General features: G+C 59.0%; 11 protein-coding genes. 1 reads left to right on the forward strand and 10 read right to left on the reverse strand.

The features are described 5' to 3' along the window. Nucleotides 1–150: 150 nt before the first annotated feature. The 9 genes from hbdH to ACZ0A4_RS07780 all read right to left on the reverse strand — a co-directional run bounded on the left by hbdH (nt 151) and on the right by ACZ0A4_RS07780 (nt 11110). The gene (gene hbdH / locus ACZ0A4_RS07740; RefSeq protein ID WP_463573922.1) at nt 151–924 is read right to left on the reverse strand and encodes a 3-hydroxybutyrate dehydrogenase; all 774 of its coding nucleotides are present in this window, start codon (nt 922–924) and stop codon (nt 151–153) included. Nucleotides 925–931: 7 nt separating this feature from the next. Further along, entirely contained in the window at nt 932–2323 is a 1392-nt protein-coding gene (locus ACZ0A4_RS07745) for a GntP family permease (protein WP_463573924.1), read from the reverse strand. A gap of 294 nt (nt 2324–2617) precedes the next feature. After that, nucleotides 2618–4024, reverse strand: a complete 1407-nt coding sequence (locus tag ACZ0A4_RS07750) for a sigma-54 interaction domain-containing protein (protein WP_463573925.1) — start codon at nt 4022–4024, stop codon at nt 2618–2620. Nucleotides 4025–4193: 169 nt separating this feature from the next. Further along, nucleotides 4194–5768, reverse strand: coding sequence for an ABC transporter ATP-binding protein (locus tag ACZ0A4_RS07755; protein ID WP_463573926.1), 1575 nt, complete (start codon nt 5766–5768; stop codon nt 4194–4196). A 9-nt stretch (nt 5769–5777) separates the two neighbouring features. Next, nucleotides 5778–6800, reverse strand: coding sequence for an ABC transporter permease (locus ACZ0A4_RS07760; protein WP_463573928.1), 1023 nt, complete (start codon nt 6798–6800; stop codon nt 5778–5780). Continuing rightward, nucleotides 6800–7861, reverse strand: coding sequence for a microcin C ABC transporter permease YejB (locus ACZ0A4_RS07765; protein WP_463573929.1), 1062 nt, complete (start codon nt 7859–7861; stop codon nt 6800–6802). The genes ACZ0A4_RS07760 and ACZ0A4_RS07765 overlap by 1 nt, the downstream gene beginning before the upstream one ends. Then, the gene (locus tag ACZ0A4_RS07770) at nt 7861–9729 is read right to left on the reverse strand and encodes an extracellular solute-binding protein (protein ID WP_463573930.1); all 1869 of its coding nucleotides are present in this window, start codon (nt 9727–9729) and stop codon (nt 7861–7863) included. The genes ACZ0A4_RS07765 and ACZ0A4_RS07770 overlap by 1 nt, the downstream gene beginning before the upstream one ends. A 132-nt stretch (nt 9730–9861) precedes the next feature. Continuing rightward, nucleotides 9862–10143, reverse strand: a complete 282-nt coding sequence (locus ACZ0A4_RS07775) for a peptidylprolyl isomerase (protein WP_007912303.1) — start codon at nt 10141–10143, stop codon at nt 9862–9864. A gap of 97 nt (nt 10144–10240) precedes the next feature. After that, nucleotides 10241–11110: a lipase family alpha/beta hydrolase gene (locus ACZ0A4_RS07780; RefSeq protein WP_463577508.1), complete on the reverse strand. Its 870-nt coding sequence runs from the start codon at nt 11108–11110 to the stop codon at nt 10241–10243. Between the two features lie 334 nt (nt 11111–11444). Here ACZ0A4_RS07780 and ACZ0A4_RS07785 point away from each other — a divergent pair, with 334 nt between their 5' ends. Beyond that, complete coding sequence (locus ACZ0A4_RS07785; RefSeq protein ID WP_463573932.1) at nt 11445–12524, forward strand: hypothetical protein; 1080 nt, start codon at nt 11445–11447, stop codon at nt 12522–12524. 53 nt (nt 12525–12577) lie between these two features. Here the strand turns inward: ACZ0A4_RS07785 and ACZ0A4_RS07790 are convergent, their stop codons facing one another. Continuing rightward, entirely contained in the window at nt 12578–13654 is a 1077-nt protein-coding gene (locus ACZ0A4_RS07790) for a 3-deoxy-7-phosphoheptulonate synthase (protein ID WP_463573933.1), read from the reverse strand. Nucleotides 13655–14136: the final 482 nt, after the last annotated feature.

Raw genomic sequence — 14136 nt, forward strand, 5'->3', positions numbered from 1 at the left:
TTTGCCTCTTGTTTTATTCATGCACAAGGTCGAGCGCACACATAACACTTGTGGGAGCGAGCCTGCTCGCGAAGACGTCCGCACATTCAACGACTTCATTGGCTGACCCACCGCTATCGTGAGCAGGCGAAGGCCTACAAGGACGCAGCATTACTGCGCGAGCCAGCCACCATCAATATTCCACGCCGCGCCGCGCACCTGGCTGCCAGCCTCGCTGCACAGGAACAACACCAGTTCGCCCAGATGCTGCGGTGTGACGAACTCCAGCGACGGCTGTTTCTCGGCGAGCAGATCATGCTGCGCCTGCTGCGGATCGACACCCTTGGCCGCGCGGTCATCGATTTGCTTTTGTACCAGCGGGGTCAGCACCCAGCCCGGGCAGATCGCGTTGCAAGTGACGTTGCTGGTGGCAGTTTCCAGGCCAACCACTTTGGTCAAACCGATCACACCGTGCTTGGCGGCGACGTAGGCCGCTTTGCCGGTCGAACCGACCTGACCATGCACCGAGGCGATATTGATGATTCGCCCCCAACCTTTGGCGCGCATCCCCGGCAGGCTCACGCGGGTGCTGTGAAACACCGAAGACAGGTTGATGGCAATGATCGAATCCCAACGCTCGACGGGAAACTCTTCCACGGCGGCGACGTGCTGGATGCCGGCGTTGTTGACCAGAATGTCGACACCGCCGAACTCGCGCTCGGCGTAAGCAATCATGTCTGCGATTTGCGCCGGGTCACTGACGTCCGCCGGATGATGGCCGACCTTGCCGCCGAACCGAGCGACTTCGGCGATGACTTTGGACGCATCGCCAAAACCGTTGAGAATCAGATTAGCGCCGGCCTTGGCCAGGCTCAGTGCGATGCCCAGGCCGATGCCGCTGGTGGAACCGGTAACCAGCGCGGTCTTGCCGGAAAGAGTGGTCATGAATACCTCACACAATGCCAGTGGCGTAGAAAGTGCCAATCACTACGAAAACCGCGAGGGTCTTGATCAGCGTAATACAGAAAATGTCTTTATAGGCTTCGCGGTGGGTCAGACCCGTCACCGCGAGCAAGGTGATGACCGCGCCGTTGTGCGGCAGGGTGTCCATGCCGCCACTCGCCATCGCGGCAACGCGGTGCAGTACCTCAAGCGGAATGTTCGCGGCGTGGGCCGCACTGATGAACTGTTCCGACATCGCCGCCAGCGCAATGCTCATGCCGCCCGATGCGGAACCGGTGATGCCAGCGAGCAGGGTCACGGTGATGGCTTCGTTGACCAGCGGATTGGGAATCTGCTTCAGCCAGTCAGCCAAGACCAGGAAGCCCGGCAGCGAAGCGATCACGGCACCAAAACCATATTCCGACGCAGTGTTCATCGCCGCCAACAACGCACCGCTGACCGCGCTTTTGCTGCCTTCGGCGAGCTTGCTGCGAATCGCAGAAAAGCCGAACGCGAGCACCATCAGAATGCCGACCAGCAACGCCGCCTGCACCGCCCAGATCGCGGTGAGTTTAGCGATCTCGGTGGTGACTGGCGTGGCCATGCCCGGCAGTGCGAGGCTGTGGGTCTTGCCGTACCACTGCGGAATCCATTGGGTGAACAGCAGGTTCATGATGCCCACTGCCAACAACGGCGAAAGCGCAATCCATGGGTTTGGCAATTTCAGGTCTTCAGCGGTTTCCGGTTCGTTGCGCAGTTCAATGCCGTAACCTTCACCGGCGCGTTGCGCCTTGTTGCGTTGACGCTGCAGAAACAGCATGCCGGCGCAGAACACGAAAATCGTACCGATCACACCCAGCCACGGCGCGGCCCACGCGGTGGTATTGAAGAACGTGCTGGGGATGATGTTCTGAATTTGCGGCGTGCCGGGCAGGGCGTCCATGGTGAACGAGAACGCGCCGAGGGCGATGGTTGCCGGTATCAGCCGCTTGGGGATATTGCTCTGGCGGAACATCTCGGCGGCAAACGGATACACCGCAAAGACCACCACGAACAGCGACACGCCGCCGTAAGTGAGTAGGGCGCAGACCAGCACTATCACCAGCATTGCCTGTTTGGTGCCGAGTAAACGGATGGCCGCAGCGACAATCGAGCGGGAGAATCCCGACAGTTCGATCAACTTGCCAAACACGGCACCGAGCAGGAAAACCGGGAAATACAGTTTGATGAAGCCGACCATTTTCTCCATGAAAACCCCGGTGAACGCGGGGGCGACGGCGGAAGGGTCGGTGAGTAGCACAGCGCCGAGGGCGGCAATCGGGGCGAAGAGGATAACGCTGTAGCCACGGTAGGCAGCCAGCATCAACAGCGCCAGGGCTGCCAAGGCAATGATCACACTCATGGTGTGTCTCTCCAGAATTGTTATTTTTGTGGGTGGAACGGGTGTGGGAGAGGCTTTAGCGAGATCTGTGCCAGTTATCTAACACGTTGAAATATAAAGACATTGTCGTGCAAGTAGGGCAGGCTTCAGAGTTTTTATCTCACTATAGAGACGGCATTGAGCCGAAAAGATCGCAGCCTTCGGCAGCTCCTACAGTGCGGACCCGATATTCCCCTGTAGGAGCTGCCGAAGGCTGCGATCTTTTGATCTTGGCGAATTTTCTAATTAATGAGATCAGTGTCTCTTTATAGAGACTCAAGCAATCCCCAGCGCCACCATTTTCTTGTACAGCGTCGACCGCCCAAGCCCCAGCCGAGCAGCTGCTTCCGGTACATTGCCCACGCATTGCGCGAGGGCAGACTGAATCAACTGTCGATCAAACCGCTCGCGTGCCTGGGCGAATGTTTCCCCTGGCGCCACCTCAGCCAGAGGGGCTGAACCACGCTCAACCGGCGTCAACGTACCGATCGCCGCACGAATATCCTGCTCGCTCAGCATCAAGTCATCACTGAGCAACGCCGCCCGCTCCAGTACATTGCGTAGCTCGCGGATGTTCCCCGGCCAGGCATGCTGATCAAGCAATGCCAGCGCATCGCGGTGGAGCTCGTGCTGACTGCGCAGCTCTTCCAGAATCGCTTCGCTAAGCGCCGGCAGGTCATCGAGACGTTCACGCAATGGCGGCACCTGAATCGGCAATACATTGAGGCGATAGTACAAATCGGCGCGGAACTCACCGCGTTTGATCGCCGCTTGCAGATCGGTCGACGTCGCGGCAATCACACGCACGTCGCTCTGAATCACTTCGTTTGAGCCGACGGGTTCGAATTCCTTTTCCTGCAGCACGCGCAGCAGTTTGCTTTGCAAGGGCAGCGGCATGTCACCAATTTCGTCGAGAAACAGCGTGCCGCCCTGGGCGATCTGCAACTTGCCGGTGCGGCCCTTGCGATCGGCGCCGGTGAATGCGCCGGGCGCCGTGCCGAAAAACTCCGCTTCCAGCAATGCCTCGGGAATCGCTGCGCTGTTGATGCTGACAAAGGCTTTGTGCGCCCGTGGCGAGGCGCCATGAATGGCTTGGGCCAGCAGCTCTTTGCCGGTGCCGGTTTCGCCGAGCAGCAGCACTGGCGACTCGGCGCTGGCACTGCGTCGGGCACGGCGTTTGACTTCGAGGCTGGCGGCGCTGGTGCCGATAAAGTGGGCGAAGTTGTATTTGGTCTGTCGGGCGCGCAGCAGGGAGCGGGTCGAAGCCAGTTCTTCCTGCATGCTCAAATAACGTTTGAGCATCGGCGACAGGGTGCGCAACTCGTCGAACAGGGCAAATCCGATCGCGCCGATCACCGTGCCGACGTCGTCATGGATCGGCAGGCGCATCACCACCAACGGCTCTTTCGGGGTGTCCTGCATGTCCAGAAGAATGGGGCGACCAGTACGCACGACTTCGCGCAACAGACTGCCCGGGATCACGCTTTCACAGGGCTTGCCGATCGCACCTGCTGCCGATTCAAGACCGAAGCGCCGGGCGTAGCGCTCGTTCATCCAGACGATGTTGGCATCGCGATCGACGATCACCGTGCCTTCGCTGGATTGCTCGATGATCTCGAACAACGAACGGATCGCCAGGCTGCGAACCCGTTGGTAGTCCTTGAGGCTTTCAGTGGTGTTCATCTGGCGGCTGGTCCGGAATTTGAGTTGTTGATGCGGGCCTCTTCGCTGGCAAGCCAGCTCCCACAGGGTTCTCGGTCGTATACACATATCGTGGACACCGCAGCCCCTTGTGGGAGCTGGCTTGCCAGCGATGGCCGTGACCCGGTTTCAGGTCGGCCGCAGATTATGCCTACCCCGGATGCGCCGCCGCCAACAGCTCTTTGGTATACGGATGCTGCGGCGCGTCGAACACCTCATGACTGGCGCCACGCTCGACCACTTTGCCGTCCTTGATCACGATCATGTCGTGGGCCAGGGCGCGCACCACTGCCAGATCGTGGCTGATGAACAGATAGGTCAGGCCGTGTTTTTCCTGAAGCTGGCGGAGCAGGGCGACCACTTGTTTTTGCACCGTACGATCCAGCGCCGATGTTGGCTCGTCGAGCAGGATCAGCGCCGGTTTCAGCACCAGTGCCCGCGCAATAGCGATGCGTTGGCGCTGGCCTCCAGAGAATTCGTGGGGGTAGCGATGGCGACTTTGCGGATCGAGGCCGACCTCTTTAAGCACGCGGATGACTTGCTCATCGCACTCGTCAGCGCTCGACTCGCAGTGCACCTCCAGGCCTTCGCTGATGATCTGCGCCACTGACATGCGCGGGCTGAGGCTGCCGAACGGATCCTGAAACACCACCTGCATCTGTCGACGCCACGGGCGCATCTGTTTCTGATTGAGACCGTCGAGCGCCTGGCCCTGAAAGCGGATACCGCCCTCGGAGTCGAGCAGACGCAGGATCGCCTGACCCAGCGTCGACTTGCCGGAACCGGATTCGCCGACGATACCCAACGTCTTGCCACGCTGGATACTCAGGCTGATGCCATCCACCGCACGCAGGTATTGCTTGCGCTGGAACAGACCGCCACCGACGACAAACTCAACCTTCAGGTCGTCGACTTCCAGTACGTTCTCGCGCTCATCCCGGGGCAGGGCTTCGCCTTCGGGTTCGGCGTTGAGCAGCACGCAGCTGTAAGGATGCTTCGGCTCGGTAAACAGGGTTTCGCAGGGCGCCTGTTCGACGATTTCCCCGGCCTTCATCACGCACACGCGCTGGGCGATACTGCGCACCAGATTGAGGTCGTGGCTGATCAGCAGCAGTGACATGCCCAGACGTTGCTGCAGGGATTTGAGCAGCAGCAGGATTTTGCGCTGCACGGTCACGTCGAGCGCGGTGGTCGGTTCGTCGGCGATCAACAGCTCCGGTTCGCAGGCCAGGGCCATGGCGATCATCACCCGTTGCCGTTGCCCACCAGAGAGTTGATGCGGATAGGCCTTGAGGCGTTCCTTGGGTTTCTGGATGCCCACCAGACCGAGCAGTTCGAGGATGCGCACCTGCGCCGCTTTGCCACCGAGGCCACGGTGCAACAGTAGCGTTTCGCCGATCTGTTTTTCGATGGTATGCAGCGGATTGAGCGAGGTCATCGGCTCCTGAAAGATCATCGCGATGCGGTTGCCGCGCAATTCGCGCAACACCTTGGGATCGGCGCCGATCAGTTCCTGTCCGCGATAGCGAATGCTGCCGGTGGTTTGTGCTTCGCTTTCCGGCAGCAATTGCAGGATCGAATGGGCGGTCACCGATTTGCCCGAGCCCGATTCGCCGACCAGCGCCAGACACTCACCGGGGCGAATGTCCAGGCACAGGTCGCGCACTACGCTCTGGCCGTGGAAGGCAACGTTGAGGTTACGGATTTCAATCAGGTTGTCAGTCATGGCCACGCTTCAGGATCGAGGGTCGAACGCGTCACGCAACGCTTCGCCAATGAACACCAGTAAAGAAAGGATCAGCGCCAGGGTGAAAAACGCCGTCAACCCAAGCCAAGGTGCTTGCAGGTTCTGTTTGCCCTGACCGATCAACTCACCCAGCGAAGCACTGCCGGCGGGCATGCCGAAACCGAGAAAATCCAGCGCAGTAAGGGTGGAAATCGCGCCGGTCAGAATGAACGGCAAGTAGCTGAGTGTCGCGTTCATCGCATTGGGCAGTATGTGCCTGAAAATCACCTTGCGGTCGCTCAGGCCCAGCGCGCGCGCGGCTTTGACGTACTCCAGATTGCGTCCGCGCAGGAACTCGGCGCGCACTACATCCACCAGTGCCAGCCAGGAAAACAGCGCCATGATCCCTAACAGCCACCAGAAATTCGGCTCGACAAAACCGGAGAGAATGATCAGCAGGTACAACACTGGCAGCCCCGACCAGACTTCCAGCACGCGTTGCCCGAGCAAATCGACCCAGCCACCGTAGTAGCCCTGCAACGCCCCGGCGGCGATGCCGATGAGGGCGCTGACAAAGGTCAGCATCAAGGCAAACAGAATCGACACCCGTGCGCCGAAAATCACCCGTGCCAGTACATCCCGCGATTGATCGTCTGTGCCCAGCCAGTTGACCGACGTCGGCGGGCTCGGCGCCGGTTTGTTGAGGTCGTAGTTTGGCGTGTCGTCACTGAATGGAATCGGCGGGAACAGCAGCCAGCCACCGTCCTTGCGAATCAGGTTCTGCACATAGTCGCTGCGGTAATCCGCCTGGAACGGCAGTTGCCCGCCGAACTCTTGCTCGGTATGGCGCTTGAATACCGGGAAGTACCATTGGTCCTGATAGCTGACGACCAGAGGCTTGTCATTAGCGATCAACTCACCGCCCAGTGTCACCACAAACAGGCCGATAAACAGCCACAGTGACCACCAGCCACGACGGTTTTTCTTGAAGCGTTCGAAGCGACGAAGGCCCAGAGGCGAGAGCTTGAACATCAGGCGTTCCTCGCAGCGAAGTCGATACGCGGGTCGACCAGCGTGTAACACAGGTCGCCGACCAGTTTTATCAGCAGGCCGAAGAGGGTAAAGATGAACAGCGAACCGAACACCACCGGGTAATCCCGCGAAACCGCCGCTTCGTAGCTCATGCGCCCGAGGCCGTCGAGGGAGAAGATCACTTCGATCAGCAACGAACCGGCGAAGAACACACTGATGAACGCCTGCGGGATGCCGGACACCACCAGCAACATCGCATTGCGAAACACATGACCATAGAGCACGCGGCGCTCGCTCAGGCCTTTGGCACGCGCGGTCACTACGTACTGGCGCGTGATCTCGTTGAGAAAGGAGTTTTTGGTCAGGATCGTCAGCGTGGCGAAACCACCGATCACCAGCGCCGTAACCGGCAGCACCAGGTGCCAGAAATAGTCGGCGACTTTGCCGAGAGTCGACAGCGATTCGAAGTTGTCCGACACCAGGCCGCGAACCGGAAACCAGTTCAGCGACGTGCCGCCGGCAAACACCACGATCAGGAACATCGCAAATAGAAACGCCGGCATCGCGTAACCGATGATGATCGCTGTGCTGCTCCAGATATCGAAGTGACTGCCATGGTGCACAGCCTTGCGGATCCCTAGCGGGATCGATACCAGATAGGTGATCAGCGTCGCCCACAGCCCGAGGGAAATGGTCACCGGCATTTTTTCCAGGATCAGATCGGTGACTGTCGCGCCACGAAAGAAGCTCTTGCCGAAATCCAGTTGCGCGTAGTTCTTCAACATCAGCCACAAGCGTTCATGGGCCGGTTTGTCGAATCCGTACTGTTTTTCGATGTCCTTGATCAGCTGCGGATCGAGGCCGCGACTGGCACGTGAAGTGCCGCTCATGGTTTCGCTGGCACCGCCTCCGACACTGGCGCCGCCAATCCCTTGCAGGTGGGCGATGGCCTGTTCTACCGGGCCGCCGGGCGCGGCCTGAATGATCACGAAATTGACCAGCAGAATGATCACCAGCGTCGGGATGATCAGCAGCAGCCGCCGCAGTATGTAACCCCACATCAGTGCGGTCCTCCGGGTCTGCCACGGGCGATCTTCTCGGCCGTCATCTGTTGATTGGTCAGAGGGGTGCTGCTGATTTCCCACCAGCTCTCGATGGCTTCGTCATTGCTGGCTTGCACCGAAGGTATGCCAAAGCGGTTCCACCACACTGTCGACGTGCCCGGCGGATAGTAGTTGGGAATCCAGTAGTAATTCCATTGCAGTACCCGGTCCAGAGCATGGGCGTAGTACAGCATGTCGGACTGCGTGGATGCGCGGATCAGACCGTTGATGAGCGTATCCACTGCCGGGTTTTTCAACACCATGTAGTTGTTCGCGCCCGGGTCATTGGCCGACACCGAGGCGAAGTAGTTGAGCAGCTCGCCCCCCGGTGAAGTGCTGACCGGGTAGCCGGTGACGATCATGTCGTAGTCGCGGCTCATCAGCCGGTTGACGTATTGCGAGGAGTCGATACGGCGAATGTTCAGGTCGATACCTATCTGTTTCAGCGTGCGTTTGTACGGCAGCAGCAAGCGATCCATACCGTTCTGGCTGACCAGGAAGGTGAAGCTCAGCGGCTCGCCTTGCGCATTCACCAGTTGATCGCCATCGGGTTTCCAGCCGGCCTGTTCGAGCAGTTCGAGGGCTTGCAACTGTTTATCGCGGATCAGGCCACTGCCGTCGGTTTTCGGGGCCTCGAAGACTTTGTTGAAGACTTCGTCGGGAACCTGACCGCGCAGCGGCTCGAGGATTTTCAGCTCCTGCGCATCGGGCAGTTCGCTTGCCGCCAGTGGCGTGTTGGAAAAGTAGCTCTGCTGGCGGATGTACATGCCGCGCATCATCTGCCGGTTGCTCCACTCGAAGTCCCAGAGCATGGCCAGGGCCTGGCGCACACGGCGATCGGCGAACATCGGTTTCTGCAGGTTGAACACAAAACCCTGGGCTGACTGTGGCGCCTCGGTGGCCAAGTGTGCTTTTTGCAGACGCCCATCGCTCAGTGCGGGGCTGTCATAGCCGATTGAATAGCCGGTGGCCGAGAACTCGCGGTTGTAGTCGTAGGCGCCGCCGCGCAGCACTTGCCGGGCGACATCGGTATCGCCGAAGTACTCGATGCTGAAATGATCGAAGTTGTAGAGGCCGCGACTGACCGGCAAATCCTTGGCCCACCAGTCAGCGTTGCGTTCAAAGGTGATGCTGCGCCCCGAATCGATTTTTCCGACTCGATAAGGACCGCTGCCCAGTGGTGGTTCATAGCCGCCACCCCCGGCGAAATCGCGGCTCTTCCACCAATGCTCGGGGAATACCGGCAGGGTCGCGATGTCCAGTGGCAGGGTGCGGTTTTCATTGCTCTTGAAGTCGAAACGCACGGTCAACGGGCCTTCCACTTCGACGCCTTTGACGTCAGCAAACTGGGTGCGATAACGCAGGCTGCCCTGTGTCATCAATAAATCGTAGGTGTAACGCACGTCTTCGGCGGTAATCGCTTTGCCATCGGCGAAGCGCGCCTTGGGGTTGATAAAGAACCGCAGCGACAGACCATCATCCGAGCGCTCCATCTTTTGCGCGACGAGTCCGTAAACCGTGTAAGGCTCATCCAGCGAACGCTGGGCCAGCGGCGAATAGAGCAAACCATCGATCTGCGTGACGCCGATGCCTTTGTCTATATAAGGAAGAACATGATCGAAGTGGCCGATCTCGATGGCCGAGCGGCGCATCGTCCCGCCCTTGGGCGCTTGCAGGTTGGTGTAGTCGAAGTGGCTGAAACCGGCAGGGTACTTGGCGGGTTCGCCATAAACAGTCAACGCGTGTTGCGGTGCGGCGTTCGCGCCGGCGGTGCCCGTCAGCAGGGCGAGGGCGGTGAGCATCAATGTGGGGAAAACCAGTCGCATTGTCAGCCTTGGAACCGGGAAATCGATAAGCGCAAGTTTTACGCGAGAGGCGCGTCAGTCGCCAGCCGTATATGAAACTGAAACACAACGGCCCACCAGAAGGCGGGCCGTTGGTGAGCAATCAGGCGCGGATCAGTCCTGACGGCTGGTGACTTCGAGCAGGTGATAACCGAACTGGGTTTTCACCGGACCTTGCACGACATTGATTGGCGCGCTGAAGACCACGGTGTCGAATTCCTTGACCATCTGGCCAGGACCGAACGAACCCAGATCACCACCTTGACGGCTGGACGGGCAGGTGGAGTTGGCCTTGGCGACTTCGGCGAAATCAGCGCCGCCTTCGATCTGGGCCTTGAGTTCGTTGCACTTGTCTTCGCTGGAAACCAGGATGTGGCGGGCAGTGGCTTTAGCCATGGGGAAACTCTCCAATCTATTTCAGTAAAGTGTGGAGCCTACCGGATTCAGTGGGCGAATTCTCGGCAAAGTTCCGTTCGGTTGTCCGTGGCTTTGGTCAGAGATTCGCGGCGCGCAGACGTTCGGCGTGTTCAACGTACAGTTCAATCGGGTCGGGCAGGGTAGTGATGGTGCTGGCTGTACGGCGCAGGCTGCTCAGATGGTCCAGCGGATAGTCGGAGCGGATTACCTGCCCCAAGTGCGAGCTGAAACGGCCGACGAAGCCATCATTCTGCTGTGTCTCGGTCATGAAGTATTGCGATAGCGCATGGCAAATGCTCTGGGTCGGATCGAGTGTTATCGGGCTGTCTACGGGCAGGACACCGCTCCAGGAGTAATAGCGCACACCATTGACCTGTTCCGGGCCTTGTCCGCCCCAGGTGCTGGGCAACCCCTGCGGAAACCTGTCGTTGAAATCGCCCACGCCTTCGGTCGTCAGAGCATTCAGCGCCGCCAATGCGTTTTGTGGCAGCGCCACACTGCCACTGAGCAACGAAAGAAAATTGCCAAACAGTGTCGCGACATTTTGTGCGACCGCCTCCGGCAGTCGTCCGGGCACCAGTGCCTTGCGCAGAAAATCGGCCAGCTCCGAACCGTGGTTCGGACCGCTGACGGAAGTCACCGAGGCTACGGCGTGTGGCGCAAGCGCCGCAGCGTATCGGGCAGCCAATGCTCCCTGGCTGTGCCCGATGAGGTTGACTTTTTCGGCACCTGTGCCTCGCAGAACACGATCAATCTGTGCAAGCAGCTGCTCACCCCTTGTTTCGTTTTTATGCGTGGCGGAAAGGTGGGGAACAAACACTCGGCTGCCGGCCGTTTTCAGAGCGTCCTTTACATCATGGAACAGCTCGAAATGACCGATGCGCTCGAATCCGAACAGGCCATGTACCAACAGGATGGGATAGCGAGTTGAAGCATTCCGTTGCATGTTCTTACCTTTTTCACAGAAGTTCATCGGGGAATCCGGTGGCCACTCTAAAACACTCATCCCGTTGAAGAAGTAAGAAGAGGCTTCTCTTGGCCGTTGAATCTGGACTAGTGGCTGTAAGAATTTTCAGATACTTATGAAATCCGAATCGGAAGTTGAGGACATCTTTCGCTTGGTTGAGGGCGGTTTTGCTCAGTTTGCCTACCCGGCTGGAGGCGTTTGCCGGGTGTCTGCGGCGGCTCGGGCTGACATCGAAAATGTCGGGAAGCGCGTTGAATGTTGGCTGTCGACGCCGTCCATGAACGCGGCGTTTTTCCAAGGAATGGAGCCACTAATGAACATGCACGAAGTCGAGTTTTGCTACCGGATGCGCCACCCCGTCACTCCCTGTGTATCGAGCGAACTACTGCCCGCAGCGACCCTTGATTATCCGGGGGGGATGGTGCTTGATCCTTCGCAGGGCAAGGTTGTTGTCCGTATCGCTCCTTATGTAAACATGACCTGTGGCGACCAGTTGCTGTTGAGTTGGGAGGGGTTGGATATAGAAGGTTTCGTCTATCAGCATGAAATGGTGCGCTATGTCAGCGAAACTCAGGTCGGCAAGGATGTCATTTTCGTTATCAAAGGCATGCACATCGCCGCACTGGACGGCGGTTCGCTGGAGGTTTACTGGAAACTGCTCAGTGCGAGCTCGTCAGTCCCAGCGTTATCTGCACGCGTGCAATTGTCTGTGGGAAATACACGCCCGAAGTTGCTTGCACCAATTGTCGAAGGGGCGATAAGGGGAACACTGGATCCGGAGCGAGTGACGGAAGGCACGCTTATCGTGCTCCAGCCTTATGCCCGAATGGCGGCGGGGGATCGGGTCACATTGCTGTGGGGCGCTGAAGCAGTGCCTGCAACGTTCAGCGACAGCCTGAAGGTCGAAACCTTCGCTGTCGCTGACGTGCTGTCATTTTGGGTTGACGGGGCGCACATCGCTGCGCATCTCGGTGGTGAGGTGTCAGTGCGCTATCAAGTGGAACAGTCCGGTGGAGCGGTTCGAGAATCCGAGTCGGCAAGAATCCTCGTCAGTCCGTTCCTTCGTGGTGAGCTGGACGCGCCCGACGTGCTCGAAGCTGAAGATGGCGTGTTACTGAAAGAGGATTCGATCGATGGAGTCACCATCGTGATCGGTAATGCACAGACGCAGGAAGGTGAGCTGGTGTATCTCAAGTGCGACGGAGATCTTTTCAATCACCGGGATGACCGTGAAATTACGCGGGAAACGGCGGGAAAACCGCTGATCTTCATAGTGCCGCACCGATTCTGGCGTGAGCACCATGGCACGACCGTACGGGTAGCCTACACAGTTGAGCGTCTGGACGATGTCAGTCAGGAATCTGCTGCCACACCAGTGCGTGTAGAGGCGTAGCGGGACCGACCCGCCCTCCGGTTTGCCATAAGTCCGGAGGGTTGGTCTGGAAGTCAATCTCTGGCGTGCTCGGCGAGGCGCTGGGCGGCGGCACGCAGCAAGTGTTCTGTTGCGCTGAAACCGAGGCAGCCATCGGTGATTGAAACCCCGTAGCGCAAGGATTCGGTCAGCGGTTGGCAACCTTCGAACAGGTGAGATTCAATCATCATGCCGATCAAAGCGCGATCACCTTGCAAGCGTTGCTCAAGCACTTCGTTGAAGACGCCTGGCTGACGCAATGGATCCTTGCCACTGTTGGCATGGCTACAGTCGACCATGATTCGGCTCGGAATCTTCAGCCTGTCCAGGTCAACGTGGATTTTTGCCACGCTCTCGCGATCATGGTTCGGCCCTTTATGGCCCCCGCGCAGGACCAGATGAGTATCGGGGTTGCCTGGTGTTTGAATGACGGCCGGGTGCCCTTGGCTGTCGACGCCGAAATGCCGGTGCGGATGGGCTGCCGAACGCATGGCGTCAACCGCAATGGCGGTGCCGCCGTCGGTGCCATTCTTGAAGCCCACCGGCATGCCAAGTCCACTGGCCATTTCACGGTGGATCTGCGATTCAGTGGTACGCGCGCCAATGGCCACCCAGCTCAACAGGTCATCGAAGTACCCGGCAGCCATGGGTTGCAGCAACTCGGTAGCCACCGGCAAGCCGAGGCGGATCATTTCCAGCATCAGCTCGCGTGACAGGGTAAGGCCGCCCGCCATGTCATCACTGCCGTCCAGGTGCGGGTCGTAGGCAAGGCCTTTCCAGCCGACCGTGGTACGTGGTTTTTCGACGTAGGCGCGCATCACCAACAGCATTTCGCCGCTGACTTCTTCAGCCAGTCGAGCGAGTTTGCCGGCGTATTCAAGTGCGGATTGCGGATCGTGGATAGAGCAGGGGCCGACGATGACCAGCAGACGCTGGTCCTGGCCATTGAGAATGGCGCGAACCGCCTGGCGATGGGCGGCAACTTGCAGGCTCAAGGCATTGCTCAGGGGCAATTGTTGCTTGAGTTGCAACGAGCTGGGTAGACGCAGAGTCAATGCTTCGTTGGCAGGGTTCAGGGTGGACAGCGGCAGAGCAGAAACGGGCGAGTTCATATTCGGTTTTCCTGGGCTGGCGGCGGGTGCTTCCCGCTCGCTCGGCCCTACTGGGGTGTTCGACAGTTGGCCGTATTGGCTACGTGTGTGTGCTTGCCACCTATAGGTGACCGATCGGAGGCGGCAGGCTGTCCCGAGCGGAAGCTGGTAAATCGCCAGGCGCTAAAGCTGTCGTAACGGTAATAAGTGGCGTAGTTCATTTCGTGATTCCTCAAAGTGTCTGGTGTGTTGCTGAAAAATTCGGGGCTGAAAAAACAAAACCCCCGGTCGGGAGGCCGACCGGGGGTTGAGAATTCTCTGGTAGGCGACCCGTTGTTATGGGCGCCGTTCAGGTATCAGGCGCGCCAGTGGCTAAACCAATACCCAAAATAAAAGCTGACCGGAGCACATACGTCATTCACCCGGGCAGCCGCAACCGAGCGCAGTGCGCTGGCGGTACGAAGCTGTGAGAGGGCGTTGAGCATGGTCTGACTCCAATGAAT

Source organism: Pseudomonas sp. AC172, from assembly GCF_979258595.1.